The organism is Acetobacter fabarum (genome assembly GCF_040702925.2).
Taxonomy (GTDB): Bacteria; Pseudomonadota; Alphaproteobacteria; order Acetobacterales; family Acetobacteraceae; genus Acetobacter; species Acetobacter fabarum_B.
This window is the reverse complement of the sequence record NZ_JBFCXX020000005.1, coordinates 150,297-176,169: the sequence shown is the minus strand read 5'-3', so window position 1 is coordinate 176,169 and position 25,873 is coordinate 150,297. Positions and strand designations below refer to the sequence as shown.

Sequence of the window (25,873 nt, the reverse complement as noted above, 5' to 3'; positions counted from 1 at the left end):
GGAATGTGCGCCAGTTCTTTCAAATAGTAGGCACTGTTTTTCCGGTGCGGCAACTAATTCCTGTGGTGAGTGGGAATGGAAATAGACCACACCCATTCTGCTCATAATCTCAGGCGCAACGGATTAATTTAATAGAATAGTGATCCATTTGCCCATCATCCGAAAGAAATGTGGCGTGTTCAGCTTGCGCCTGCGCCATAAGGAGATGGTCAAACGGATCACGATGATGCAGGGGCAAAGACATCAGGATCTGCAGGTGTTCGGGCTGTATTTGTAATAGAGAGAAACCTTCTTCAGGAATGGCTGCCAGAATATCGTTCATATCCGCATCCAGCTTTCCGATACGGATTTTGATCGCAATCTCCCAGAGTGACACGATACTCACCAGAATATCGTGGACCGGGTCTGCGATGATTTCCCGTGCAGTCTCACCCAGCCGGTCGGAGTCCGAAAGCCACCACAGCAACGCATGCGTATCAAGCAGAACCTTCACAGGTCGCGTTCCATGCTTTCAAGAAGGTCCGGCGGTGTCTCATCAAAATCTTCGCTTATTCTAATCCGTCCGCGCAATGCGCCGGGTTGACGACGAGGGCGATAGGAAGAGGCTGGCGGCCGCAGTTCGGCTACGACCTGGTCATGAGACGTCACCAAGATCGTACTGCCCTGCCTGACCTGACGCAGATACGCTGTCAGGTTTCCCCGGAACTCCCGAACACCGATTTTCTGTGGTAATGGTGCGTTGTCTGAAAGATGCTGGCTCATGGCCTCCTCCCCATGTGTCATCATAACATGTACACATAGGGAGGAGGTAGAGAATTCCTGAGGCATATTCGATTTCAGAGATCAGTGGCTTCCGACAGTGCCAGAGCGTCCTCGACATCCACCCCAAGGTATCGAACCGTACTATCCAGTTTTGAATGACCCAGCAGGATCTGCACGGCCCGGATATTACCGGTTCGTTTGTAAATCATGGCAACCTTAGTCCGGCGGAGCGAATGAGTTCCATATTCCCCGGCGATCAATCCCACCGCCTGAACCCATTGATCCAGAAGCCGGGCGTATTGCCTTGTGCTCAGGTGAGCTTTGGCGCTGAGGCGACTTGGAAAAACATACTCATTCAAGCCACCACCTCGATGTTCCAGCCACGCCCGCACGCTTTCCCGCGTTGTTTCTGTAATTTCGAATTGCACAGGTCGCCGGGTTTTCTGCTGGACGACCATGGCTCGGTGGCGCACCTGACCACTGGTAACGATGTCGCCGATACGAAGGCTGACAAGATCGCAGCCTCTGAGTTTGCTATCGAGAGCAAGATCAAACAAAGCTCTGTCTCTGACACGCTGCTCGCTCCCCAGCCAGAACCGAATAGCCCAGACGTGCTTTTCTTTGAGCGCCCGCTTGGCGCCAACCATTTTTCCTGCATTCCAAGGCACGGACGCCTTCAGCGTAGGCGATGGAAAACGCGTTTTCTTTTCCATGATACTTTCTCCTGATCAGCTGCACATGCAGCAATCAGAAGTCTGGAGGAGAACATCGGCGGATAACGAGAACTATCGGCGACCGTCCGCTTTACGGCAACTGGAACGGCTCTGCTTATGGCCGAGATGAGGGCGATTTCCGCCGGTCCATTTTAAATTCATTTAGCAGACCGACGGTTAAAGCGGAAAGAAATGGCTGGTATCGGGTCGGGTAGAAATCTGACCTGACATTGTTGTAGGGGCAGGATGATAGAAAGCCTGCTTCAGGCACGGATGGAAAAACGATCCCATGCGGTGACTTCACGGGTCAGCGGGGAGACCTCATGAAGGTAGATTTCGGTCTTCAGGAAATGTAGTTCCTCTTCCTTTTGCACCTGTGGCACTTCTATAAACCATGCTTTGGGGCGTCCATCTGTCCCATCGTTCCATCGATAGCCACGGGCCTTGAGTTTATCTTTGAGGTCAAAGGGTGCATTCTCTGCCCAGATCTGCCAGCGGGGTTGCCGTGCTTCCTGAAGTAAGGCGGAGAGGGCCGGGGTCTGTGTTTTGGGCAGGCAAGTGCTGAGCAGGGTGACGCCGGCCAGACAATCATCGGCGGCTCTGTGTCCGTTAAAAAACCACCCGGCCTGCATGACCAGATAGCCAAGGCTGCGCCCGTCAAAGCCTTCAGCCTGCCAGGGTACATCCTCCATGGAACAGGCCCAGGGCCGTGTCGAAAATCCCTCCCAGAAACGTTCGGCAAACGGCCTGTCAAAGCGGGCGTTATGGGCCACGATGAGTGCGGCCTGTGCGACGAACCGGGCGATCTCTTCAGGGGTTATGGCTTTACCTGCAACCATCTCCTGTGTGATGCCGGTGAGGGCGGTAATCTCTGGAGGAATGGGTTGAGACGGCTCTCTCAGACGACTGAAGGCCGGTAAGGTGCCGAGGATGCGCCCGTCCAGAGTATAGACGAAGGGCACCATCCCGAATTCAATGATCTCATCACGGATGGGGTCGAGGCCGGTGGTTTCCAGATCCAGAAAGATGCCTACGCGGGTCTGATCACGGGACTCCTGTGTATTAAGCGGAAGCGGTGCGATACGGCGTAAAACCCGGTAAGCGCCAGTGGCTTGAAGAGTGCGCGCCTGATCTTCCAGAGAGGTGTGATGCACAGAAGCGCTCCCTTAAAGCCTGGTGTGATAAACAGGAGGCGATCCGTTACAGGCTTTGACAGCATTAGAAGGAGAAAGTCTCATGTGAAAAGCCGGTTTTATGTTTATGACAGTCCTTGGCCTTTTAGGGCCGGTTTGTGGCTTTGCCCAGTCACCGGGAGACTGGCTCCCCCAGTCGGGTGTGAAATCACCCTATAGTCCTCTGGCTGTTCCTACGACACTGAAACCACTACCTGTGTCTTTGACCGAGTTATTGAACAAGGGCTTCTCGGTGACCAGCACAACGGAGTATGCGGGGGCGGGCATTCTTCTGACATTGGTTGGCCGGAAGCAGACTGTGTTGTGTGTGTTAACAGCGCCTACCCCACAGACAGACCAGAATGTACCGACCTCACGGTGCTGGGCCTTGAACTAATTCACTGATTTTACACCATAAACTCTCTGTAAAGAACTGCCCGGCCGGGCAATGTCGTATCTGTTTGCAGGACGTGTGAGGACTGTCTCAGGCGACCAATGGTCGTTGTGATGCGACCATTGGTCGCATTCGGAAGGTGGCTGTGCGGCCATTGGTCTCGCTCGGGGAGGGCTGGCCGTGCGACCATCGGTCGCTGTGATGCGACCATTGGTCGCATTCGGAGGGTGGTTGTGCGGCCATTGGTCTCGCTGGGGGAGGGCTGGCCATGCGACCATCGGTCGCTGTGATGCGACCATTGGTCGCATTCGGAGGGTGGCTGTGTGACAATTGGTCTCGCTCGGGGAGGGCTGGCCGCGCGACCATCGGTCGCTGTGATGCGACCATTGGTCGCATGGTGCGAGCCCTTTCGTCCCTCATTCAGGGTCATGAAACCGAGTCAGGCATCTTAGGAATTCACCAGTTTGCGATGTCGTCGGGATAGGTAATGGCCTCCACAACCCGCTGGAGGTTCTGCAGATCAATAGCTGACGTGTATTGGGTTGTGCCCTGACTTTTGTGGGTGGCTTCATGACCCAGCAGATCATCAATCCAGAGTTCCCGGATGTGACTGTCCTGGTTTCTGAGCACTGTCGAAACCAGATGGCGGAAGGAGTGAAAGGTGACGTCCGCTGGCAGGTTCAGACGCCGTTTATGTTTGGAAAAGATCATTTCGAAGTTTGCGCCTCGGACCCCGGAAGCGGAGATGGGCAGTTCGCTGAAGAAATAGGGGCCGGAATTTCTGAATTCCTCAATGATCCCTTTTTCCAGCAATGTGCTGTGGATGGGAATGATACGGGTGCCGGCTGTTGTCTTGGGAGACCATTCCCGGGTTTTGCCGTCGATCTCGACTGTATGGGGCCGGATATGGAAACAGGGAATACCGTTACGGATTTCGATATCCTCATTTCTCAGATTGCAGATCTCACCCAGACGCATGCCGGTATAGAGGGCAATGCGCACAATGCCCCGATAGGTGCGTTCGGGGAAAACCCGGCCCAGCCATTTCGAGTTCAGGAGTGTTCTCAGTTCCTCTTCCGACCAGGCCCGGCGGTTGGTTTTCTGCGTCAGATCGAAAGACCAGTTGGCCCATGGATTTTTGGGGGCGTGGTCACGCCGGACCAGTTCACTCCAGATCGCGGACATGCGCGAGAAATGGTTCTTGACGGTTTTGCCCGATACGGTTTCCACCTCGTGTTCTTCGGCCTCTCGGACCGCGTCCCGAAGGGGAAGAGTGGTCTTGCCTTTGCCATGTGTTGCAGGGAGGCCAGACAGCAGGTCGTAAAACTCTCCCACGACTTCCCCGGTCACCTGATGAACTGGCATATCCCCGAAGGCTTCGGTGAAAAGGGCTACGGTCTTGCCTGTTCCTTTGATGGTCCCCGCACTTTTGGAGGAAACCGAGAAGACAAATTTCTCAGCCGCCGCAGACAGTTTCATACTGCGTGGCTGCTTGGGGGAGGGTGTTTGTTCTTCCGGGTTCTCTGAACCTCTATGCAGACTGGTCTGGATCAGGGTGCTGAGGGTGGTGATCTGGTTCTGCAGTCCCTGTTTTTCAGCGACGTTCCAGACATCCCGTCTGTCGAGCGTGTGCTTCAGTTGCCCCAGTGCCTGAAGAAGGCTGTCCATGTGGGGCTGGACCTTGTTGAGGAAGGTCGACTGTCGTGAGACCAGATCGGCTTTTTCAATGAGATGCTGGGCCCGTTCGGCTTCCAGCACTTTTCTGGCACTCTCCTCCTGAGCCTTCAGAGCGATTTCGTAGTTTTCAATCAATTCGCTGTAGAGGACCAGAAGGTCCTCTCTGGAGGGGTTTTGCATCTTGCCTGCTCTGAAAAGCTGTCCCGTCCTGGCATACAGGGCGGCTGCACGTTCACGGGCAACCAGTTTATCAGAGGTATGGAGGACGAGGGAAATCTCGGTCTTGCCCAGCAGGGGGCGGAGCATTGCCGGGACGATACGGCGGAAGTGATAACGGGGCTGTCCTGTGCGTCGGGACGGGATGGCGCGGAGCATGAAGTTTTCCCATTATGGGAAAATTTCCTCGCGGACAAAATACCTCTGTTTTTCAACAGTTTATGGTGCGAACTGCGGGACTCGAACCCGAACCAACCCGCAGTGACACGTTTCTAACTTCTTGAAACAGCAAAAAGAATGCGACGTGCTGTCTTCCGGTTAGTGTCTGAGTTCCCAGAATTGGTTAAACAGTCTGGGAACCTGATGGAGCCATATTTAGCCTGTTTAGGCCGGTGAATCCAGTTCTCTTTCCCCGAATGGTCTATTGATGATTGCCATGACTTCGGGGGCAGAAAATATCCGGTTTCTGGCATATCCGGTGCGTTCCACCAAAATGCCAGCGGCCTGTAACTGTTCCAGCGCAGTTTTAGTTGCAGGAGCAGAAATATCTAGAATTTTCCCTAGTCGTGTTGCTGTAATGACTGGGCAATCAATCAGAACATCCAGTGCTCTCAGCGCTGCGGAGTTCTTTCTGTAGGAGCGTCTGCCCAGCCATTCCGCTTTCAGCGTCTCGGTCGCCTTCCTGACAGCTTTGAATTCCTGCACGGTCCCAATAATAGCCTGTGACATGAAGGCAATCAGGGGGAGCCAGTTCAGTTTCTGCTGCGCCTGTTTCAGCGCGTCATAATAATCCTGTTTGTACGCTTCAATGTAGGAAGAGAGATAGAGAGGTGGCTCTTGTTCCGCTGCCAGCATCATCGGAATCAGAAGTCTGCCAACCCGTCCATTGCCGTCCCTGAATGGGTGGACAGCTTCAAAATGGGCATGGGCGATAGCAACTCGCGTGATGAGTGATTGTGTCATCATCTGCATGCCATCTCCCGCCATATAATCCAGTGTGTTTTGAAGACATTGGAGCACCCGGTCAGGTGGGGGCGGGTTGTAGGTGGAATAGGCGATGTTATGTCTGCTGCCACCAATCCAGACTACGGTCGTCCGTAATGCTCCGGGAGTGCCGATATAGGATATGTCATGCCTCATGACTTCCTGATGCAATGCCAGCACGGTGTCGAGTGTGAAAACGGTTCTGCCGGATGCAGCGGCCAGAGGCAGGAATTTTTCAAGGGCCAACGCATAATCCCTGACCTGACGCGTTTCCTGCGTGGCCTGTTCATCGTCTTCATCAACGATCAGCAGTTCATCCAGGGTGCTGTGGGTGCCTTCCATTGCAGAACTGCTGACGGCCTCCCTGCTGCGGAGGGTTCTGCTAATGAGATAGGGATCAGTTGACGCCCGTGCCCATTCTGCAATTTGCCCCAGAGAAGCCATCGCTTGGGAGTGCAAGGCTGTGATGTCGTCCAGATATATCCCACTTTCAGGTGGAGCAGGTGGGACAACGCCATAATGGCTCTCATAAGGGGGAGGCAGGCGGGTCAGACACTCTCTGATGCCCCCCATTAAATCCTGACGGTTCACGGTGAAAACCTTAAACATGGGAGGGTAGTATGATCCATATTTAAGGTTTTTATCACAAGCCTAATTTTATGCCTATCGCCACGTACTTTATTTAAGCTTTCTGTCAAAGGTGAAGGCAGGATGATGCCATGCATTATATTGGTTGAGCATGCGGAATAAGCAGAGAATGAACTATATGGTTACCGGAAAGCGCCGGGGCTGAGTTCGTGCTGAAGGCCAGGGGCATGCTGTTCCATATCTGACATAAGTGCTGGGTGTTCATTGCTGTTGAGCCTGACGCCCGGCCCCAGATCGCCTTCCTCACCAATAAAGAGGATTCCTGCTGCCTCCAGTGTATGCCGGATTGCTTTGAGTGTTCTGTGATGGGGCGAGCGTGTGCCGGTCTCAAAGTCAGCCAGTGTTCTGGAACCTACTTCAGCGAGCTGCGCCAGGTCTTTCTGGGAAAGGCCGAGCATGGCGCGGGCAGCACGACACTGCGAAGCCAGCAGAATGGACATGAAAACGGACCTTCGGAAAATACGGTGGCACTTTCGTATTTACTACCATGCTGCGCAAAAATGGCAATTTGAGTGAGAAAGCCAGAGCAAATTCTGTTCCGGAGTTTGAGGGATACACTTCAATAATATACATAAATAATATCGTATGGAACCAAATACGTTTACATAAAACGATGATAATGATAGATGACGCTCTCAGGCATGCAGTTCAGGTGTGCCTGTTGGGTCATTGTCGAAAGCAGCCATATGGCACGTTATGGATATGCAAGGGTTTCAACTGACGCACAGGTGAATGATCCCCAGATTTTCGCGCTCCAGAGTGAAGGGGTGGAAACAATTGTCACAGAGGTGATTTCAGGCTCCGTCCCGGCCCGTGTCCGTCCTCAGCTTTCGGAGCTTCTGGGCAAACTGAAACGGGGTGACAGCCTCGTGATCGCGCGACTTGATCGTCTTGGACGGGACACAGTGGATGTCCTGAATCTGCTGCGGGTGCTGGACGAAGACGGTATTCGGGTGCGGATACTGAATATCGGCGCAGAAACTGGTACGCCCAACGGGCGCATGTTCTTAACAATTCTCATGGCGATTGCAGAATTTGAACGTGAACTGATCCGGGAGCGAACACGCGCCGGGCTGGCTGCAATCCGGGCGTCAGGAAAAAAACTCGGTCGTCCAGACTGCCTGACAAAGCGACAGCAAAGCCATATTCGTGATTTATCGGAAAATGGTATGTCCCTGCGGGAAATCGCTGCAATTTTTAAAGTCAGTAAATCAACAGTCCATCGTGTTGTCAGGGGGTAGTGTTTTCAAAATATGATCTGAAGAGTTTAAGCATTCAGTAAGTGACATATTATGAGCTATGTCTATTTCAGGTCATGAATATTCATTTGTAACAGGTTATTGGCAAGTTATGACAGATGACAAGGAAATCGCCCTGCCTGCTGATCCCAATGATCCAGAAGACAGACCTGCATCCACAGCAGGGCTTGTGATGGCTCATAGAGGACGAAAGCTACAGCTGGCCAGGACAGGGTTGGGTCTCTCTCAGGAAGCCTTTTCTGGTCTTTTAGGAGTATCTTCTGTGGAATTGCAGGCGTGGGAACAGGTTCGCCAGAAGATACCGGAAGACGTTTTTGCTAAATTATTGGACATTAAAGCAAGCCAGTAAGACGGATTATGGATCATGTGACGGATGGAACTGGCTTCCTGCTGGGAGATAGTTCTGGCTCCTAGAATGCTGCCCATCGGTAATGGAAGGCATGATAACCGTGCGTTGCTGGCTATCATATTCTTTTATCTCCTTTTTCCATTTGTGGCGTTGCCATGCGCCATAGGCACAGCCTGCCATTGCCCCCATGACTGCGTGACCAGAGCGCATGAAGTGACCTGCCACGGCTCCCGCAGCGCCATCAGCAATACATCCGTGAGGGCGGGCAGAGGGTGTGACTTGCCCGCTTGTCTGCGCCAAGGATTGCAGAGGGGCTAATGATATGATTAGAAAAAACAACGGAAAAAAGCGATTTTCCATAACTGCAATTCCCTACAAGACTTGTTTTATTGTCATGATATGGAGGAAATGAAATCAGGATTTTTAAGAAGTTCCTGCGTGAAAAGTCTGTATTTCTGAGTGATCGGAGCAAGTCGTCTTGCCATTTTAATGATTAACGGTATGAAAAACAGGAGGCTTATGCCAAGAGTGGGAATGGCTAATGTCCATATGATTATACTCATATGTGACTCTGATGCTGATGCATTCAGGTCTTTAAAGCTACTTTTCCCATTAAATGCATCATCATAAAAAGTGAGACTGTCCGTATTATGATTATAGAAAAGAAGATATTTCCCGTCTTCCACGCCTTCTGATGCACCCCAGATCAGGGTGACACGTTGTCCTTCACGGCATCGGATGTTCGCATCGATCATTTCCCGCTCATGACCGCTCGGTGACACAATCCAGAAATTCTGATGTTGTTCTGTAGACGATCTGATCTGTGGGGCATTAATTTGTCCGCCATAGACAGGATGGATATAACCACCGCCACCATCGGATTTTAAGCTGGTGGATGTCCATTTCTGGAGGCTGTAAACATCGCCGCTAATTCCATGAAACCATACTGGAGAACCATCAATGGTGAATTTCATGATATTCCTCACTAAGGATCAAATGTTTATTTGATGGAACCCTGTGGATTAAAATAAGAATTTCTATTCTGGAACTCTAATCCATTTACCGTTGTTTTTTGCAAATCTTAACTCAGCATTATCTACAAAATTACCTTGTTGAATTTTCAACTGGCAGATGTAAGCGACATTGCCTTTTCTGCATTTTCTTTCGAGAACACTGATTTTATTGGGTGGCTGTTCGTTTGCTCCCTGTTGAGTGTCATTTTGAAATTCCTGACTAAGAACTGTTTCAATTTCTTTTATTGAAGGTTCTTCGTCTCCACAGGCGGACAGGAAAAGGAAAGGTATCAATATAAATAAAGAAGACTTTGGTTTTGATGGATAATATAGCGACATCACATGATCTCTGAGCCGTGGAATTTAAAATCAGGATTATCGTTCGGGAGTTTAAAGAGAAGGTGCAGGCTGCTCATGTGCGAGGCTCCACTTGCCATCCTCATGATGTATGACCCGCAGGGTATTTTCATGAGGCTCATCATTAAGAGTGAAGCTGACGGTGCAATCGAAAGCTGAATCGAAGTTTTTCAGAGCCTCACAGCTTTGCTTCACAATTTTAATTGCTTCGACATCTACTCTGGCCTGTCGACGATTGCCGCCAAATAACATGTTGAAGCCACTGGGCTGGCTGAGTAGATCGGCTTCGAGTTGAGCCATTTCGCCCTGACTGGGCGTTCCACCGGAACAGGCGGAGAGCATAAGAGGTAAAGCCAGAAGAGTCATGTGTAAGAGACGAGAAGGAGAACTTTCGAGCATTTTTCTGAACCAAGAAGTTACGTGATATCGTTGTCAAAATCCGTCGTTTTTGGGACAAAAGGCTTCCGAAGCACAAACAGAGTAAAATGGCGTCTCAAAAACGTGTCCCGTTTACATAGGGAGACACAAACGATGGCGCGTTATGGTTACGCTCGTATTTCAACGGATGAACAGAGCCATGATCCTCAGCTTCTTGAGTTGAGGCGGGAGGGACTTGAGGAGATCATCACTGATACTGTTTCAGGTCGGATTCCTGCGGCAGAGCGTCCTGGACTTTCTGGTCTACTGAACCGGCTGGGACAGGGGGATAGTATGGTGGTGGCACGTCTGGATCGGCTTGGACGTGATACCGTCGATGTCATGGGATTGGTCAGGAGCCTTACAGAGAGCGGCGTTCGTGTGCGAATATTGAATATTGGGATTGAGACTGGCACGCCTAATGGTCAGTTGTTTTTGACCATCCTTGCAGGCTTTGCCCAGTTTGAGCGGGAGATTATCCGGGAGCGGACGCGAGCGGGCCTGGAAGCCGCGCGTCAGGCTGGAAAACGATTGGGGAGGTGCCCTATCCTGACGTCCCGTCAAAAAAAGCATGCCTGTGAGTTGAAGCAGGCCGGGAGATCACTGGCAGAAATTGCAAAAATTTTTCGGGTCAGCCGGAGCACGGTCTGGCGCACGGTTCAGTGCGGGGTATAGCGTGCCAAAAAGCAGGTTTTAGGGACAGTAGCGACGTCGTCTGTTCGAGGCAGCTTGACAAGCTTCCAGAAACGACCGTTTTTCGGACAGTAAACGTTGTTGAGAGCATGTCGGTTGCGTTGGGGGTGATTGTTTAATGTCGGCTCACGCCTTCTTTGCGGTCATTCTGACATCACAAAATAAACCAAAAAAACAGATATTATACTGTGAGAGGTATGATAGGTTGAACCCTTATTGAATAAGTGGGACGCATGATAAATCAGTTCGCAACCAAGAGCCGAGTGGTTGTCTAATAAATATCATTACGATACATTAACTCCAATGTATGTGTGAGGATTCAGTTTTGGAAATTTTAGATTCACATAAGATTAAAATTAAATACGAAGGAGGGCTGGCAGATGATAACTCTCTTCCTGGCTATTCTGGCGCGGCATCAATAGATGGGATTACGCGGGCAATTCATATTGTTACGCACGCTTATATGACAGGGGAAGTTGTTTCTAGGGCGACCGCCCTGAAAGGGGCATCGATTATTATAAAACCTCCACAACGAGGAAGTTTTGTTTTTGATTTGATCGTTTTGATGGAAAAATACCCAGCTACTACAGGGTCGATAGCCTCGATAGCCTCTGCTCCATTTTATGATTTTTTGAAGGTAGCTTTTAAATGGGCAGTCGGAGAAGGTGATGCAGAAATCGAAAATACTCACCTTAAGCGTTTATATGATCGGAAAGAACCTCCGAAATTAAAGAGACCTATGGCTGATCTGGATCTTTTGGCCGAGACTTTAGAGGGCAGCTTGTACGATGCGCATCGTCCAATTGGAGATGAAGGCACTATTGACACTATCTCTATTGGGAGTTCACGTAAAAATTTAATCATTTTTGACAGTGAAACAAAAGACTGGGTTTCAACGCAAGAAGAGGATTCAAAAATAAAAAATTTATCTGGGAGTGTTACACGCTATAATTCAATTTCAAAAAATGGCAGAATATATATAGATCAATTAAATAAAGTTGTTGCATTTAGACCAAAAGAAACATTCCCTCACAGTCAATTTAGAAACTTAACTTGGTCGCTTCACGGTAGCACCGTAGGGTCCATTAATAAACTAAATATAGAAGCTAGTTTTGTAAAATCTGCAAGTGGGAAAATAAAAAGAATTTTGTTGTCTGAGTGTAAGCCCATCTAGGAATGGTTTATATGTATGCGGTATAAAAATATTATTAATCCATAACCTTTGAACTGTTCTCTGAGGAGTTTTATTTTCCAATGTACTGTTAAAATAACAAACTGTTTCCTCGGCACTTTGCAACAAAGCAGACCTTCTTCCCCCCCTAAACAGCCAGTCTGCTCAGTAGAAACAGAGCAGACTGGCGGCAGTCGCCTTCATGTCGGACGTAAAAATCTCTGCGCGACCTCTTGCAAAGCGGACATCGCAAGATTGTGTGTACGTGGCCGATTGGGGCCGATAACTGTCTGACAGCTTAACGCGGGCGAGTTAAGTTAGTGATCCCTCCTCCAGCTAGATGGTGAATTCGGAAGTGCGCCCATGGGAGGCATTCACGCCGCTACCATTGACGTGCCTTAATTCGATGCAGCATCTGGTATCATCTATTGCGTTTCAATATGGGGGGCGACGTTGAAGGTACACGAACTAAAGGGGCAAACCGCCAAGCTTATCAACCTGAACAACATTAACATAATTATGGGCCGTAACGGTGCGGGAAAGAGCCGCTTCCTTCGTGACATCGAGGAGGCCGCCAACCAGAACAAACAACACTTTTATGTCCGTTACGTCAGCCCTGAGCGAGCCGGGTCGTTCAAGAGAGATGGCAACGTGCTCACAAATATGAGTAATTTTCCCGACTGGCTACGGCAAAGTCGGGCAGTAAATCAGGCCAACAACTTCAAATCCGCATCGGCAATGCTATTCCGCGAAGCGGAAACACTTTACCTGCGTCGGCTCGCCAACACACCTGCTATCCGGATGGATCCGACGCGCAGCTTCGAGACGGACCGTCTTAGCAAGGTCAATCAACTGCTCACCAATATTTCTCTAGTGATGGGCAATGCCGATTTCGAATTCCGCTCACTCGCCGATGGCCAGACAGTAAGTCCAGACAACATCAGCAGCGGCGAGTCAGAAGCTGTGTCTCTGGCGGCCGAGATTCTGTATTTCTTCGACACGATTGACCCGACGAAGTTCAACGTCCTGCTCCTTGATGAGCCGGACGTGCACCTTCACCCCGACCTTCAGGCACGGCTTGGCAAGCTGATAATTACCATGCTCGATGAGTTCAAGAGCCACGCGGACAGCATCGCTGTATGTCTTTCTACACATAGTAGTCCACTGGTCTGTTCTCTGGCAGATTCGCGATATGTGTCGATCGGCACCAAGAGCTTCGCGGTCGATATGGTTGAACTCAACCCGACCAGTGCAGAGCTTCGCAAGGTTGCTCCGTTCTTCGGTCACCCCCTTTCGCTTTCGCTGAGCAAAGACGTACCGCTAATTCTCGAAGGTGAGGATGACGAACGCGTTTGGCAGCAAGCTGCGCGAACGTCGCAGGGTCGGATCAAGGTCTTTCCTGTGTTGGCCGGCAGTGTAAACCAGCAAGGCGAACTTGAGACATTTTGCGCTTCTTTGTTTCGCACACTCTACGACAACCCGATCGCCTTTTCCCTTCGCGACGGGGACGGTGTGGTAAATCAGCCTCTAGAACATCAACCACCTATTAAGAGATACCGCCTGCAATGCTATGCGATTGAAAATGCCCTTCTAACGGATCCCTGTCTTGCTGTGATGGGCACGACTTGGGAGGGTTTTGTCGTTGCATCAACAAAATGGGTTAGGGAGAATCCAGAACACCCAGACACAGCCCACATTAAGGAACTTGCCGAATCGAACGATCGCCTGCAGCACCAGAAGATTAAAAAAATTCGTCAGCTCGTCTGTGCTGTGCTCGGGTGCAAGAAGCCTTGGGAGGTGGTGGTTGGCCAGGCAATTGGATCCCTAACGAACAACGATCTCGTAGATTCGAATATGCTGATAACCTTTCTCGGTGCAGAAATGGTTAGTGAAGTCATCTTCAGGAACGCAGCATAAACAAAGCGAGATATTGGAAGATCGGGACCCTAGCAACTCTCTCACATCCGCCTATGCCAAGTGCCTCCTGCCATTTTCCATTGAGTTAACTAGCAAGTTTTGGTGAGCGCAATCGGTCATGGGGGTGACTGAGATGGAGGCGCATGGCGGTCCCAAGCACCATGTGAATGGCAGCTTCTTGCTTTTCGACGTCTGCCAGCCGACATTCCGCTTCCCCCCTTAGCTGCCTGTCTGTTCGATGACCGTGAAGCAGACAGGCGGGTCAGTCCTCTCAAAAGTGGCTTTCTGATAATTGCCGTAAGATGATTATTCATTAAAATTTTGCTTTGGAGGAGACGGTTATTAAACAATTTTAGAATTGATTTTTCTCAAAAGATATGTCATATAAAGGAGACATTGAGAGTTTATTTTTTGATGCCGTTATTATTTCAGTCCGCGTGAACAAGATCACGCAAGCCTTCGGATAAGACGCTCCTGCGGGAACGTTTGGGCAATTTATCTGAAAGGTGCCAGTATGTCTGATAACCACTCAACAAGGGATAAACTTAACCCCACACTGACCGAAGTTCTTCGTCGTCGCACGGTTCTTATGCGGGCAGCGAGGGAAAAACGCTACGAAAATGAAAGCCTGCGGTCAGCCGAAGGTGTCCCGGATGGCGGGTATGTTCGTCTGCTGGAGAAGGGATATAGCTTTCCTGCGGTCAGTGCGGATCGTCATGGAGGAGCCGATCCCTATGAACAGGCCCGTAAGCTGGCTTTTCCGGTCAGGATACACCAGCCAGCAACAGTGCAGTCTGATTTGGCAGCTCTTCAAGCGCGTTTTCCCCACGCGTTGGCGGCAGTCCATGCTTTGGCAATGGCTGATTTGACGCGCATGACGCTGGGGGTCTCTGGCGTGTTCCGTCCCATACTGCTGGTCGGGCCTCCGGGATGTGGCAAATCAACGCTGGCGCGTGTCTGGCATAAAATACTGGGTTATCCCTGCATGACCATGAATGTCGCGGCTCTGTCCGATGTAATGGCGTTCACGGGTACGCATCCGACCTATTCGAACCCGAAGCCCTCGGTCATTGTGGATTATATGGCCAGACATGAGATTGCCAATCCCTGCATCATTCTCGATGAGATCGACAAATCACCGGAAGGGGGACGAAATGGTAGCATCAAGAATGTACTGCTCCAGTTTCTTGAGCCCGGTGAGGCCAGAACTTTTCGTGATATCTGTCTGAATGCCGAGGTCGATCTGTCCCGTGTACGTTGGGTCATGACTGCCAATGTGCTGGAGAGGGTACCGCTTCCTCTTCGCTCCAGGTGTCAGATTGTGCATGTGCCGTCGCCAGACAGAAAACATGCTATTGGATTGTCTCGTCAGATGGCGGAAGCAATTCTGACAGAGATGGGGCTGGATCGCAGGTGGATCACTTTTGATGGTGTCGAGGAAGTCTTGTTGCAGGAGCACTTTCGGGGTGACCTGCGCCATCTGCGGATGATGGTTGATCTTTTCATCAGGGAAAGACTGACCTCTCTGACCATGTGCTGAGACAGGCTTGTTCGCACGTGAGGCTGTGAAAAACTGGCTGCGCGTTAATGTTCGATAACCGGTTGGGACGAAGGAGCAGGCATATTTCTCGTCACTCCTTTTAGAATGACAAGTTTTGAACGAAGGCGGGAGATTTCCCGCATTGCCTGTTCTTTTTCAGGTCGGTGGGCCTTGTCCCATTGCTGGATGCGCTCCTGTCTGGCCTGCACAAGCCTGTCAAAGCGGTATGAGAGCCAGACCTCAAGTTTTTCCTGATCAGCCATGGCGGTAAATTCAGCATCATGCCGTTTGTGGAAATCTTCAAGGGCTGGTCTGTCGTTCTCCGTCAGAACAGGCCGGACGGGTTCTGGCGGTGTGGAGCGCAGCCCGACAACATGCAGCAACGCCTGTACGACAAAGCGCAGGACTTCCAGAAATTCAAGCAGGAGCCGCTGGCAGATTTTTTCCAGTTTTCCTGCCCGTCCGGTCATCCGCTGCCATTGGCTTTCTGTGGCCTGTTTCCATTCCTTTTTGGCATGACTGTAACGTGTAAAGCTGTTGCGAAGTTGTCTCTGGTAGGGTGTGAGACTTTCCCGCCATTTTGCAATGGTTGTTTCCCGGTCCAGAGGTGTCCAGTCTGACTCCGGCGCTCTTTGGTCAAGAATAATCTGCTGGTCCTGGATGGCCTGCCTGATCCGGCGGCGGAGGCGGGCTTCTTCGGCGCTGAGGATCAGCGGATACAGTGGTTTCGGGGGAAAGAGCTGCAAGGTGACCGGGCTGTCCACATCTTCCATCTGCCTGCGTTTTAATTCATCAAGAATTGAATTTCTGCGCGGTAGGCGAATACGTTTTGGACTCCTGTTTGAGACCAGTGAGGTGTCGGCGGTGGAGAGTATTTCGGTCCGGTCATTCTCTGATGTCATGTGCACAGGGACACGGGTGCTTCTGATATCCAGTTGCGGCTTTTCGTGTTCTGCTGAGTGTTCTTCTGCCAGCAGCTTCCTGAAATGCGCCATTTTGACTTTTGTCAGCCGGGTAAAACTGCCAATCAGCGTTCCATCGTTTTTTTCAATGATATGAGCGCCGGGGCGTGTTTCTTTTCGATCACCTTCGCGCATGGTCAGACCATGTTCCGTCAGTGCTGCACGGAAAGACTTTAATCCGTCAGACCGGTTCCAGAGTGAGCAAACAAGCTGTTTGAGTTTTGGCAGGTCAAGTCCCTGTCGTTCAGCCATGCGGTGGGCCTGCGAGGTATAGGCAGCACGGGGTTTGTCTGCTGGCTGTGCCGGTGCAAGGGCTGCGAGCAGTTCTGCTTCATGGACTTTGCCGTCCTGTCGTAAAGCTTTGGCAATCGAGCGGTCATGGCGTCCGGCGACAAGAGCATGGCCCAGCCTGATTTCTTCCAGCCGTGCAAGTTTTTCTAATCGTATCCAGCTAAAGCGACTGTCTAAAATATGCTCCTGCTGCCATTCAGGGAGGATCAGATGGCCATGGGTGCTGCCATCTTTCTGATGGATGACCAGAGTCATATGCTCCGGGTCTGCATGGAATTCGTGACAAATCCGCCTGGCAAAATCTGCCAGTTGGTTATCCGTCATCGGTTCCGCAGGATTGAAGGCGATATGACGCAGGCCATAGGTCAGCCCTTCACGTCTGGCTTCACGCATAGCATCACGCATGAGCCAGTCCGAACCCGCCAGAACCCGGATGGCTTCATTCTTCGCACCATGCAGCACATGGCGGGACAAAGCACTCGCGCCACTCGTTGTTCTGATCCAGCTTTCCTTGACGATCATGGGGCATGACCACGAACAGTCAGTGCAGGGTAGATACTGACCTGTCGCACCTGCGACGGGCAGACCTGTCAGAGCGGTGTCTCCGTGAGCGGGGGAGAAGGTGGTCAAGATGCTGGATCAGCCTTTCAACCTCGTCCAGTACAGCCCCGCAATGCACTACATCGCCACAGTTGGCAGAATGGGCAAGCTGATTAAGGTTGTTTCCAACACGGGCAAGCTGATGACGTATCCCGCGCAGTTCATCGGGAACGGGTGGCCCATCATGCCTGGCCAGTTCCGCACTGGTCAGGAGGGAGCGTATCCAGTGGGCGGTCGTGGCATGGCCATGAGTGCTGGCGATATGGTTCCAGCGTGCCAACTCATCGGGTGACGCTCTGACAGAAAGGCGGGAAGTGCGAGCAACGGACATAATCGGTTCTCCTAAAAGAGGGGGTTAACGGGGGAGATTTCTCCCCCTTACCAGCTTGCTCCATGCACCCTTTGGGTAGCCATGGAGCACTGCTGGCTCCCTGTAAGGGTAACCTATCGAGACACCCGATTTCCGAACTTTCTTTTTATGCAAACGAGATGGCGAGAATAAGCCTTTCAACAAGGTATGATGCACTCTGCTGGGTAGCGCAGGGCTTCAATGACTTGTTGAAGGTTTGAGACGTCGATAGCGCTGGTGTAATTCATCGTTCCCTGCGATTTATGGCTGGCTTCATGCCCAAGCACGGTATCAATCCAGAGTTCGCGGATATGGGCTTCCTGATTGCGTAGCCGGGTGGAAACCGTATGGCGGAAGGAATGGAACGTCACATCTTCCGGGATGCCAATGCGCTTTTTGTGCTTCGAAAAAGCTCGAGCAAAATTGTCTCCACGCTCACCTGTCGATGAAACCGTGAGGTCAGGGAACAGGTAGTGCTCCCCGGTATCTCTGAGCAGGTCGAGCCCTTCCATGGCGAGCAGATGCGAGTGAATGGGAATGATCCGTGTGCCTGCTGACGTCTTTGGTGACCAGTTGTCTTTTGGATGAGGACGAACATGAAAGCAGGGCACCCCTTCAATAACTTCTATGTCCTGACGTCTGAGGTTGCAGATTTCGCCCAGACGCATCCCCGTGAACATGCCAACACTGACGATCCCTGCCCAAGTGGTGCGGGAAACCGATGTGCCATTCCATGGTGTATGGGCAAGCAGGGCCAGTTCATCATCTGTCCAGCCACGCCGTACGATCTTCTTTGTGATGTTAAAATCCCAACCGGCCCACGGATTCCGGTCAGCCATTTCTCGTTGCACAAGATGCATCCATAAGGCGGACAGACGGGAGAAATGGTTTTTTACGGTCTTCCCACTGACGGTTTCCTGCCCACGTTCACGGGCCTGAGCAACGGCTTCACGGATGGGAAGGCCGGTTCTTCCTTTGCCGTGTGTTGCCGGGAGATCAGAGAGCAGGTCGAAAAATTCCCCAGCAACCGTGCCCGTGATCTGCTTCACCGGCATGTCGCCGAAGGCTTCAATAAAGAGGTCCACGGTTTTGCGTGTGGCTTTCTTGGTGTCCTCGCTCTTGTCTTTGTCAGCAAAGACAAATTTTTCAGCCATCGTGGAGAGAGGCGGAGAGGTTGGCTTGCGGGCTTTGGGCTGTTCATCCTCAACCGGGCTTCCGGCTGGAGCATCTACCGGTGCAGCCGGGCGATGTTTGCCCAGATCGACAATCAGGGTGGAGAGGCTCTTGATCTGCTCGCGCAGCATGTCCTTTTCTTTTTTGCTCACGGCGCTGTCTGTAAAGACTTTCTGCATCATGCTCTGAAGCCGTGCTTCCAGTGCCTTGAGTGAATCTGTGGCAAAAGAGATGAAAGCGCCTTCCTTCTGCACCTGATCCATCAAAGTCATGGCGTGATCGGCTTGCAGAGCGCGTTTTTCAGCCCGAAAGGCATCATCGGCAAGGGTAAGGAGTTCTTCCTGTTCCGCGATGATTTTGCCCTGTTCGGTCAGGAGAGCAATCAGTTCCTCGCGTGACAGGTCAGTCTCCATCGTCTTGGCCTTCTCAAAAAGTGCGCCGGTTCGGGCGTAAAGGGCTGCTGCCCGTTCACGGGCCACCAGCTTACTCTGAGTCTGCAAAGAGAGAGAAATTTCGGTTCGGCCCAGTCTGGCCTGAACGGCAACGGGCACAGCCCGGCGGAAGTGGTAGTGTGACCCTATGAGCCGGAGCATCTGCGTTTCCCGTTCTGGGAAGACAAACGGGAAAATCCCGCAGACCCGTCAAATTCTCATTTTACTGTTATATTTCAAGAGGTTAGTGGTGCGAACTGCGGGACTCGAACCCGATATTGTTCGCAGATTCCTGAGAAACTCTCTGGTTTCTATTGTTAGAAACCTTTTACGCGATACAAAATGGGAAAGACAAATGTGCAGGGAGAAGTCAGCGGATGCGAATTTTGCATGGCAAATTGAGATGGCTATAATCCCCAATGAATATATGTAATTTATGATATATTCATTGGAGATTATAATGCATAAGCATATTAAATTATATGTTTTGTTTGTATTTAATTCTACAAAATACCCAAGCTAATCTTTATTGCTTGATCTACTTTTTTCATGATGTGCTCAGGCAATCTGGAAATAACGACAGATATACGGCTTTTATCAATAGTCCTAATTTGTCCGCATTCAATTATTGAATCATTTCCGTTGTTTCCACGTTCTTTCGATGTAATGGGCACTTGTATTGGTAATTTTTTATTTTGGTTGCTATCGGTTAATGGGACAATAATTGTCATGGGAGAGAACTTATTTCCCACATCATTTTGTACGATTAAGCAGACAATATCTTTCCCGTTACGTTCTGTTCCAATAGCACCTTTTAGATTGGCTAGTACGATATCTCCACGACGAAGAGTATTTAGATCAAACGGCATATTATGAACTTTACAAAAAAATACGGGCCTCGCATTAGCGAGACCCGTAATCCTTCAAATTACTGAAAGAGAGACAAGATGTTCTGAGACTGGCCATTTGCAATTGTCAGTGACTTGATGGCCAAAGACTGTTTGGTTTGCAGGGAGGTCAGTTTCGCACTTTCAGAAGCCATATCAGCATCAGTCAGTGCACTAACACCGTTTGTAACAGCGTCTGTAAGAGAGGACGTGTAGGAGCTTAGGCCGGACAGGGTGTTGCTGTAGTTGCCAAGGTTCTGCATGACAGAACTCATGTTGGTGATGGCAGACTGAATGGCAGAAACTGCCGTCGTTACACCACCTTTAATCCCGACAGCAATCTGGTCCGCCGCAGAGCCATTATCAGCTGTAATAGGTGTAGTGGTTGATGCCGCACCTGAAGTTGTGGCGGCAGCATCAGATGTAGCCGCATCGCCCGCAGCAACAGTGATTGTGCCAGCGGTAGAACCGGAAATTGTGTAGGTTAGCGTAGAGCCGCTGGCGGTTAGACCCGTGATACCTGAATTTGCAAGAGCCTTAGCAACATCGCTAGCAGTCGGATTGGCGCCAACGACAATCCCGACGTTTCCGCCTGTTGTTTTGCCTGCTGTCAAAGAAGTGGTGCTGCTTACAAGTTCATAGGTGGTGCTACCAACTGTGAATTTATCGCCACCTTTACCTGTCGTGTCAGTTCCATCACCAACGGCAAATGTTGTGCCTGTAATAGCATATGCCTGAGATGTAGACTGACCGACAAGGGTGCCAGTAACATCGGTTGATGGGGCAGTTCCTCCTGTATAGACAGCAATGGAATTGTCGCTGTTGAGAGAAGCATTTACACCAGCACCGTTCATAGAACTGACCAGAGCTGACAGAGCATTTTTGGTCGAAAAACCGCTATCGAGGCTAACTGCAATATTTGTCGCAGTCGAAACACTTGCGCCACTTTGTACAAATTCAAAAGTTTTACCACTAATCGTAACAGTTGAACCAGCAGTGGTACCGTTACCTAACAAAATATCATTTGAGGTCAGATTACCCGTTTTTAGTTCGGCAACATTGTTTTTATTGAGAGATGAAAAAATATTCTGCGTGGAATCTGCTGCGGCACTGCCGGAAGCGGAGTTGCTTGTGAGGCCCAGAGCATCCACCAGAGTTGTGTCGGAGCCGGACATTGTTTTGAAAGTTTGTGTCTGCCCCTGTACATTCGTAAGCGTCTGCAAGGTCGTGCCATTGTAAGCATTCACAGCATCGCTACCACTGGTTAGCAGGTTGACGCCTGAAAACGTTGCATTGCGAGCATATGAGTTAATGCTGTCAAGTGTGCTCAAAATCTGGGTAGCCATTGCACTTGCATCAGTGCCGGTCTGCCCTGCTGTGGTGACTGTGTTCTGCAATGTCTGCAAAGACGCCACAATTTTATTGCCAGCAGTATTGGCAGTGGCAACGACCTGAGCGCCCAGAGAAAGAGAATCAGATACGGCAGTCATTCCCTGTAAATTGCCGTTCATCTGTGCAGCAATGGAGTAAATAGCCGGGCTATCGGCAGCATTGTCAACTTTTTTACCGGTGGAAACTGTGTTTTCAGTTTTGCTCAGTTCAGTCTGTGCTGCATTAAGTGCTTCAAGAGCGACTAGCGACGACGAGTTGTTGTTGATCGAGAGTGACATTTTCGAACCTAACCTCTAGGTTTCGAAACACTTCGGCCAACGGCAGAAAATCGTTTGTATGTTGTCGTAAAAGGTTGTCACGAAATGCTTTATGGATATGCGCGCGTTTCCACTTCGAGAAAGGATGAGGAAGGAGTTTTTGTTCAGACAACATCATCTCAAATTGAAGCATTGATAAATGCTGGTGTAGATTCATCGAATATTTTTGAAGATAGAGTATCTGGAAAAGAAAAAAGCCGTCCCGGTTTAGATAATATGCTTGAAATAGTTCAATCTGGTGATGTTATTATAGTGTGGAAACTTGATCGCTTAGGGCGATCAGTACGAAATCTTTTGGAACTGGCCGAAACGCTTAAATCGAAAAGCGTGACAATTCGTTCTATAAGTGACGGAATAGATACTGGTGGTGCTTTAGGTGGTTTTCTAATGACCATTTTAGGTGCAGTAGCTGAATTAGAACGTGAAACGATTGTAGAACGAGTAAAATCAGGCCTACAAGCGGCTAAAAACCGTGGAATTCAAGTCGGTCGCAAAAGATCATTGTCTCATCAAGACTGTAAAAATATTCTTAATTCCATTAAATGTGGGGAGAGAGTATCTGATATTGCTCGACGTTATCATGTTAGTAGAGCTACAATATATCGATCTATTGAAAGATTATAGGGTTTTACAAATTAAAACTATAAAGAAGGAACGTAGGGAGAATAAACTCATTCCGATTAAAATCTCAAAAATTTGCTTCCCATTAACTTCCTGATAACCATTCATATCTAGGTTCCAAAGTGTCGCAAAAACTAGTGTTTCCGTACGCCCTGAAAGATTTTGCAGGCTACTTTCTTCTGTCCCTACCAGACAGCTAGATAAATTTATGGAAACGTGGTCCCGTTTTTGCCTGCGGCAGAAGAAGGGTCGAGGTAGTCCGCATTGTGTTATGACGGATGAATGGTGGCGTCAGAAACCTCTCTGACGTCACAGCCGAACCCTTTAGGTAGTAATTAACGCGCTTATGAGGGTGTCGTTCATTATTCTGGAGTCATCTGTTGTCGATGCCCCATGCTTTTTTCCTACTTTGCCGCAGGATAGTCGTATATTTCCATAAGTTTTAGGGAGCCATGATCACGGCGTTACGCGCATTGGTTTCGTTTTCTTTTTTTATCGCTTTCTTCAAGGTTCTGGTGGCGTCATCATCCCATCTAAACACCGGGACTGCGGTGGAAACGCCCGTGATAGGGGCATGCCTCTTGGCTTCTTCTAAAGCTTGGCCCCCAATGTTCTGAGCTTCAAGAATCTCCCAGATGGTGCTGACAAATGGGACATGAAGGTGCGGGATGGCTTGTGACAGCATCAACTCCAATACAGAGGTTGTGTATCGTGCGTCCTGTAGGTCCGTGTTGAGTGAGCGGATTTGTGTGTCTTTGTCGTTCAAGTCAGCTTTCAACCTTGCAATAATGGTTTTCTGCTCTTTGTTCTCTGCAACGATTGGCGCGTAATGCTTACGAAGGCGTTTGTGTTCTGCTTTGACAGCCGCTTCAATGTCCATACGTTTTGCCTGAGACACAAAGCCAAAAAAGGATCCTTGGAATGCTTTGATCTCGCGCTCCTGCCTCTCAGCTATTGGCTTCTGTCTCTCTAACTGGCGCGTTACCTTCTCAAGGTCCTTGCTGGCTTTGTAATCTTCAACTGACTGCCAGTCCTTGCCATGCGTATGTTTCTCTTCACCACGCTGAACACCTCGGATTTTGGCTTTATCCCTCAGATATTCATAAAAATCGGTTTGTAACGCCTTGCCACGCCAGAAGAGGGAGGTCGCGGGGATCATGATCTGACGACCTTCCCGGTCCAGCGCAGGGGCAATGGTTTTCCTGCCGTTAGCGGTTTTCCTGACGTCGAGTTTTGGAACCTGAGCATAACGCTCCAACGCTTTCTCTTTGTCGAATTTTGTAAGGGAAATCCAGCGCTCAGCCCCTTTGCTCTTGGTGTGTTTTGTGTATCTGGGGGCGTAGAAAACGTCGACGTTATGCCTCCCTTCCTCGTCTCGATCGAGCCGCGCCCAGAAAACTGCATCACCGCCGTTTCGTTCATTGATAAAGTGCACAGCATGATCGAGCATGAGTTTTTCTGCTCTAGCAATCTGCTGTGGCGTCCCGTTCAGCGGAATAAGTGCTGACGGAAAATGCACCATCGCATGGAGCGCAAGATTGTCTGCTGCTGCTTTATTCCTGCGGCATCCTGCTGACCATTCATTATAGGCAGACACCATGTCCTGGGCGGATGATCCCGCAGGTTTGTAAATGAGCGGGGGCACATTATTAATTGTACGCAACCGCCCCTTGAAGTCCTGCCTGAGTTCGTGCTTGAGTTGGCTTGCGAGACCTGCGTGATTGAGCACAGTGTTGCGGACAGACCCAGCGACCAGATGTTTGACCATGACGGTTGCTCCTTAAAAACGTTCCGCCCTCATGACCCCTTCAAAAAGGGATCACCCGCTAACCCTTTTTATCTGGCGACAAAAAGGGCGGGGCCTACGGCATTATAGCAGAGGCGGTTGCAAATCCTGCGTCATGGTCATGCTGTGCTGGCTGTCGTTGCTTCATTGCTGCTGGGGAGGCTGTTTTAATAGGTCAATGCTTCGACAACGCGTTGCAGATTCCTCACATCAATGCCTGACATATAATTTGTCGTTCCCTGTGAGCGGTGTGTTGCTTCATGTCCCAAGAGCGCATCAATCCACAACTCGCGAATATCGCTCTTCTGGTTGCGCAGCTTGGTAGAGACTAAATGGCGGAACGAATGGAATGTTACCTCTTCGGGTATTCCCATCTCGCGTTTGAATTTGGAGAATGCCTGCGCGAAGTCGCTGCCACGAATGCCGTTGCTGGCAATTGTCAGTTCGTCGAAGAAGTAGAGTCCTGCATTCTTGAAACTCAGGATTCCGGCCTCAAGTAGTTTGCTGTGTATCGGGACAATGCGTGTGCCTGCGGCAGTCTTGGGTGACCAGTCTCGTTGCTTGCCGTTTATAATCTCGGTGTAGGGTTGAATATGGAAACATGGAATACCATCGATAACCTCGACGTCCTTGTTGCGCAGGTTGCAGATTTCACCCAGACGCATCCCTGTATAGAGTGCTGTCTGAACAATCCCTTGATATGTGCGCTTGCTAATCACCTTGCGTGTCCATGGGGTGCGCAATAGTAGGGTCAATTCGCGTTCAGACCATGCGCGGCGTTCGATTTTCTTGGTCGTATCGAATTTCCAGTTAGCCCAAGGATTGCGCATTACGATTTCGCGTTGCACGAGATGCGTCCAAATGGATGACAGACGCGAAAAATGATTCTTCACGGTTTTGCCAGATACCGTTGCGGCACCTAGTTCGGCAGTCTGCTTAACTGTTTCTCTGAGAGGAAGGGTGGATTTACCTTTCCCATGGTTAGCGGGGAGACCAAACAACAGGTCTCGAAACTCTCCAGCGACCGTGCCTGTAATTTGGTCAACGGGACAGTCTCCGAAGGCTTCAATGAAGAGTGCGACCGTTTTTCCGGTGTCTCTGGTAGTTCCTGCGCTCTTGGATGGGTCGTTATAGACGAAGCGCTCCGCTATTTCTGACAGACTTGGCGCTTGGGTCTTTTTCTTTTCCGGTGGGTTAGGGGCTAGGTTGGCTGTTTTAGTCGCGCAGTTCATGATGAGTTGATTGAGATTATCAATCTGATCGTGCAGACCCTTCTTGTCAGCGGCGGTAACGGCATCCTGCTTATCAAGTTTATGACGGAGTGCCTGTATGCCTGTGACAATCTTTTGCATGGAGGGGGTGACGTCGTTTAAGAACTCAGTCTGACGGGTGACCAATTCCATCTTTTCAAAGAGGAAGCGAGCGCGTTCGGCATTGCGCACGGCCTCATTCCGTTCTTTCTCGACCTGTCGTAGTGCCTCGTGTTCTGCGATGATCTTCTCATACAAAGCGATCAGATCGTCTTTGCTGGGGTTCTTCATTTTACCCGCCTGAAAAAGCTGTCCTGTCCGGGCATACAGTAGGGCTGCACGCTCACGAGCCACAAGTTTATCAGAGGTGTGCAGAACGAGGGAAATTTCTGTCTTTCCCAGAAGAGGGCGTAATGCCACGGGCACGAGCCGCCGGAAATGATATCTGGGTTGCCCATTACGTTGTGAGGGGATGGCGCGGAGCATAAAATCTTCCCATTATGGGAAAGCTCTCAAAAACCTCTCAACCCCT

The 25,873-nt window shown here is 50.2% G+C and carries 25 protein-coding genes; 7 read left to right on the top strand and 18 right to left on the bottom strand.

Annotated elements, in window-relative coordinates; all coding sequences use genetic code 11:
• Positions 1-109: 109 nt before the first annotated feature.
• The 7 genes from AB2L51_RS06315 to AB2L51_RS06285 form a co-directional block, all read right to left on the bottom strand.
• The gene (locus AB2L51_RS06315; protein ID WP_395581749.1) at positions 110-493 is read right to left on the bottom strand and encodes a type II toxin-antitoxin system VapC family toxin; all 384 of its coding nucleotides are present in this window, start codon (positions 491-493) and stop codon (positions 110-112) included.
• The gene (locus AB2L51_RS06310) at positions 490-828 is read right to left on the bottom strand and encodes a type II toxin-antitoxin system Phd/YefM family antitoxin (RefSeq protein ID WP_395581748.1); all 339 of its coding nucleotides are present in this window, start codon (positions 826-828) and stop codon (positions 490-492) included. The genes AB2L51_RS06315 and AB2L51_RS06310 overlap by 4 nt, the downstream gene beginning before the upstream one ends.
• Before the next feature lie 8 nt (positions 829-836).
• On the bottom strand, positions 837-1,475 hold the full coding sequence (locus AB2L51_RS06305) for a tyrosine-type recombinase/integrase (RefSeq protein WP_012813326.1): 639 nt from the start codon (positions 1,473-1,475) through the stop codon (positions 837-839).
• A gap of 263 nt (positions 1,476-1,738) precedes the next feature.
• Positions 1,739-2,629 (bottom strand): 3'-5' exonuclease, encoded by an 891-nt coding sequence (locus AB2L51_RS06300; RefSeq protein ID WP_253528088.1) that lies wholly within the window; start codon positions 2,627-2,629, stop codon positions 1,739-1,741.
• Between the two features lie 868 nt (positions 2,630-3,497).
• Positions 3,498-5,093 (bottom strand): tyrosine-type recombinase/integrase, encoded by a 1,596-nt coding sequence (locus AB2L51_RS06295; RefSeq protein ID WP_253528090.1) that lies wholly within the window; start codon positions 5,091-5,093, stop codon positions 3,498-3,500.
• Between the two features lie 225 nt (positions 5,094-5,318).
• Positions 5,319-6,509, bottom strand: a complete 1,191-nt coding sequence (locus AB2L51_RS06290) for a Fic family protein (RefSeq protein ID WP_395581747.1) — start codon at positions 6,507-6,509, stop codon at positions 5,319-5,321.
• A gap of 179 nt (positions 6,510-6,688) precedes the next feature.
• Positions 6,689-7,006, bottom strand: a complete 318-nt coding sequence (locus tag AB2L51_RS06285; protein WP_395581746.1) for a helix-turn-helix transcriptional regulator — start codon at positions 7,004-7,006, stop codon at positions 6,689-6,691.
• A 246-nt stretch (positions 7,007-7,252) separates the two neighbouring features.
• On the opposite strand from AB2L51_RS06285, the gene AB2L51_RS06280 reads away from it, so the two are divergent.
• Positions 7,253-7,807, top strand: a complete 555-nt coding sequence (locus AB2L51_RS06280; protein ID WP_095350600.1) for a recombinase family protein — start codon at positions 7,253-7,255, stop codon at positions 7,805-7,807.
• 58 nt (positions 7,808-7,865) lie between these two features.
• Positions 7,866-8,174 (top strand): helix-turn-helix domain-containing protein, encoded by a 309-nt coding sequence (locus AB2L51_RS06275; protein WP_395581745.1) that lies wholly within the window; start codon positions 7,866-7,868, stop codon positions 8,172-8,174.
• 6 nt (positions 8,175-8,180) lie between these two features.
• Here AB2L51_RS06275 and AB2L51_RS06270 read toward each other — a convergent pair whose 3' ends face one another.
• The 4 genes from AB2L51_RS06270 to AB2L51_RS06255 all read right to left on the bottom strand — a co-directional run bounded on the left by AB2L51_RS06270 (position 8,181) and on the right by AB2L51_RS06255 (position 9,943).
• Entirely contained in the window at positions 8,181-8,534 is a 354-nt protein-coding gene (locus tag AB2L51_RS06270; protein ID WP_395581744.1) for a hypothetical protein, read from the bottom strand.
• Between the two features lie 32 nt (positions 8,535-8,566).
• The gene (locus AB2L51_RS06265) at positions 8,567-9,148 is read right to left on the bottom strand and encodes a hypothetical protein (protein WP_395581743.1); all 582 of its coding nucleotides are present in this window, start codon (positions 9,146-9,148) and stop codon (positions 8,567-8,569) included.
• 63 nt (positions 9,149-9,211) lie between these two features.
• Positions 9,212-9,526: a hypothetical protein gene (locus AB2L51_RS06260; RefSeq protein WP_395581742.1), complete on the bottom strand. Its 315-nt coding sequence runs from the start codon at positions 9,524-9,526 to the stop codon at positions 9,212-9,214.
• Between the two features lie 51 nt (positions 9,527-9,577).
• On the bottom strand, positions 9,578-9,943 hold the full coding sequence (locus tag AB2L51_RS06255) for a hypothetical protein (protein ID WP_143216469.1): 366 nt from the start codon (positions 9,941-9,943) through the stop codon (positions 9,578-9,580).
• Between the two features lie 132 nt (positions 9,944-10,075).
• On the opposite strand from AB2L51_RS06255, the gene AB2L51_RS06250 reads away from it, so the two are divergent.
• The 4 genes from AB2L51_RS06250 to AB2L51_RS06235 all read left to right on the top strand — a co-directional run bounded on the left by AB2L51_RS06250 (position 10,076) and on the right by AB2L51_RS06235 (position 15,282).
• Positions 10,076-10,636, top strand: a complete 561-nt coding sequence (locus AB2L51_RS06250) for a recombinase family protein (RefSeq protein ID WP_395581741.1) — start codon at positions 10,076-10,078, stop codon at positions 10,634-10,636.
• A gap of 343 nt (positions 10,637-10,979) precedes the next feature.
• Positions 10,980-11,828: a DUF7946 domain-containing protein gene (locus AB2L51_RS06245; protein WP_086657956.1), complete on the top strand. Its 849-nt coding sequence runs from the start codon at positions 10,980-10,982 to the stop codon at positions 11,826-11,828.
• 450 nt (positions 11,829-12,278) lie between these two features.
• A complete protein-coding gene (locus AB2L51_RS06240) occupies positions 12,279-13,742 on the top strand; it encodes an AAA family ATPase (protein WP_395581740.1) in 1,464 nt (487 codons plus the stop codon).
• 514 nt (positions 13,743-14,256) lie between these two features.
• A complete protein-coding gene (locus AB2L51_RS06235; protein WP_395581739.1) occupies positions 14,257-15,282 on the top strand; it encodes an AAA family ATPase in 1,026 nt (341 codons plus the stop codon).
• Between the two features lie 44 nt (positions 15,283-15,326).
• On the opposite strand, the gene AB2L51_RS06230 is transcribed toward AB2L51_RS06235, so the two are convergent.
• The 5 genes from AB2L51_RS06230 to AB2L51_RS06210 form a co-directional block, all read right to left on the bottom strand.
• Positions 15,327-17,165 carry a hypothetical protein gene (locus AB2L51_RS06230; RefSeq protein WP_395581738.1) on the bottom strand — a complete coding sequence of 613 codons (1,839 nt, stop codon included), beginning with the start codon at positions 17,163-17,165 and terminating at the stop codon, positions 15,327-15,329.
• Complete coding sequence (locus AB2L51_RS06225; protein ID WP_395581737.1) at positions 17,077-17,466, bottom strand: MobC family plasmid mobilization relaxosome protein; 390 nt, start codon at positions 17,464-17,466, stop codon at positions 17,077-17,079. The genes AB2L51_RS06230 and AB2L51_RS06225 overlap by 89 nt, the downstream gene beginning before the upstream one ends.
• Positions 17,467-17,642: 176 nt before the next feature.
• Positions 17,643-19,250 carry a DUF6538 domain-containing protein gene (locus AB2L51_RS06220; protein WP_395581736.1) on the bottom strand — a complete coding sequence of 536 codons (1,608 nt, stop codon included), beginning with the start codon at positions 19,248-19,250 and terminating at the stop codon, positions 17,643-17,645.
• Between the two features lie 341 nt (positions 19,251-19,591).
• Positions 19,592-19,957 (bottom strand): type II toxin-antitoxin system PemK/MazF family toxin, encoded by a 366-nt coding sequence (locus AB2L51_RS06215; protein ID WP_279185044.1) that lies wholly within the window; start codon positions 19,955-19,957, stop codon positions 19,592-19,594.
• Positions 19,958-20,016: 59 nt separating this feature from the next.
• Positions 20,017-21,645, bottom strand: a complete 1,629-nt coding sequence (locus AB2L51_RS06210) for a flagellin N-terminal helical domain-containing protein (protein ID WP_395581735.1) — start codon at positions 21,643-21,645, stop codon at positions 20,017-20,019.
• Between the two features lie 84 nt (positions 21,646-21,729).
• Here AB2L51_RS06210 and AB2L51_RS06205 point away from each other — a divergent pair, with 84 nt between their 5' ends.
• Positions 21,730-22,308 (top strand): recombinase family protein, encoded by a 579-nt coding sequence (locus AB2L51_RS06205; protein WP_395581734.1) that lies wholly within the window; start codon positions 21,730-21,732, stop codon positions 22,306-22,308.
• A gap of 439 nt (positions 22,309-22,747) precedes the next feature.
• Here AB2L51_RS06205 and AB2L51_RS06200 read toward each other — a convergent pair whose 3' ends face one another.
• Positions 22,748-24,073, bottom strand: coding sequence for a hypothetical protein (locus AB2L51_RS06200; protein ID WP_395581733.1), 1,326 nt, complete (start codon positions 24,071-24,073; stop codon positions 22,748-22,750).
• Positions 24,074-24,258: 185 nt separating this feature from the next.
• Entirely contained in the window at positions 24,259-25,827 is a 1,569-nt protein-coding gene (locus AB2L51_RS06195; RefSeq protein ID WP_395581732.1) for a tyrosine-type recombinase/integrase, read from the bottom strand.
• Positions 25,828-25,873 lie beyond the last annotated feature (46 nt).

Excerpts from the sequence above, each read along its gene's own strand:
- AB2L51_RS06215 (WP_279185044.1), bottom strand. The coding sequence starts at position 19,957 with ATGCCGTTTGATCTAAATACTCTTCGTCGTGGAGATATCGTACTAGCC.
- AB2L51_RS06220 (WP_395581736.1), bottom strand. The coding sequence starts at position 19,250 with ATGCTCCGGCTCATAGGGTCACACTACCACTTCCGCCGGGCTGTGCCC.
- AB2L51_RS06225 (WP_395581737.1), bottom strand. The coding sequence starts at position 17,466 with ATGTCCGTTGCTCGCACTTCCCGCCTTTCTGTCAGAGCGTCACCCGAT.
- AB2L51_RS06295 (WP_253528090.1), bottom strand. The coding sequence starts at position 5,093 with ATGCTCCGCGCCATCCCGTCCCGACGCACAGGACAGCCCCGTTATCAC.
- AB2L51_RS06310 (WP_395581748.1), bottom strand. The coding sequence starts at position 828 with ATGCCTCAGGAATTCTCTACCTCCTCCCTATGTGTACATGTTATGATG.
- AB2L51_RS06255 (WP_143216469.1), bottom strand. The coding sequence starts at position 9,943 with ATGCTCGAAAGTTCTCCTTCTCGTCTCTTACACATGACTCTTCTGGCT.
- AB2L51_RS06235 (WP_395581739.1), top strand. The coding sequence starts at position 14,257 with ATGTCTGATAACCACTCAACAAGGGATAAACTTAACCCCACACTGACC.
- AB2L51_RS06260 (WP_395581742.1), bottom strand. The coding sequence starts at position 9,526 with ATGTCGCTATATTATCCATCAAAACCAAAGTCTTCTTTATTTATATTG.
- AB2L51_RS06250 (WP_395581741.1), top strand. The coding sequence starts at position 10,076 with ATGGCGCGTTATGGTTACGCTCGTATTTCAACGGATGAACAGAGCCAT.
- AB2L51_RS06285 (WP_395581746.1), bottom strand. The coding sequence starts at position 7,006 with ATGTCCATTCTGCTGGCTTCGCAGTGTCGTGCTGCCCGCGCCATGCTC.
- AB2L51_RS06195 (WP_395581732.1), bottom strand. The coding sequence starts at position 25,827 with ATGCTCCGCGCCATCCCCTCACAACGTAATGGGCAACCCAGATATCAT.
- AB2L51_RS06200 (WP_395581733.1), bottom strand. The coding sequence starts at position 24,073 with ATGGTCAAACATCTGGTCGCTGGGTCTGTCCGCAACACTGTGCTCAAT.
- AB2L51_RS06275 (WP_395581745.1), top strand. The coding sequence starts at position 7,866 with ATGTCTATTTCAGGTCATGAATATTCATTTGTAACAGGTTATTGGCAA.
- AB2L51_RS06205 (WP_395581734.1), top strand. The coding sequence starts at position 21,730 with ATGCTTTATGGATATGCGCGCGTTTCCACTTCGAGAAAGGATGAGGAA.
- AB2L51_RS06305 (WP_012813326.1), bottom strand. The coding sequence starts at position 1,475 with ATGGAAAAGAAAACGCGTTTTCCATCGCCTACGCTGAAGGCGTCCGTG.
- AB2L51_RS06265 (WP_395581743.1), bottom strand. The coding sequence starts at position 9,148 with ATGAAATTCACCATTGATGGTTCTCCAGTATGGTTTCATGGAATTAGC.
- AB2L51_RS06270 (WP_395581744.1), bottom strand. The coding sequence starts at position 8,534 with ATGGAAAATCGCTTTTTTCCGTTGTTTTTTCTAATCATATCATTAGCC.
- AB2L51_RS06210 (WP_395581735.1), bottom strand. The coding sequence starts at position 21,645 with ATGTCACTCTCGATCAACAACAACTCGTCGTCGCTAGTCGCTCTTGAA.
- AB2L51_RS06280 (WP_095350600.1), top strand. The coding sequence starts at position 7,253 with ATGGCACGTTATGGATATGCAAGGGTTTCAACTGACGCACAGGTGAAT.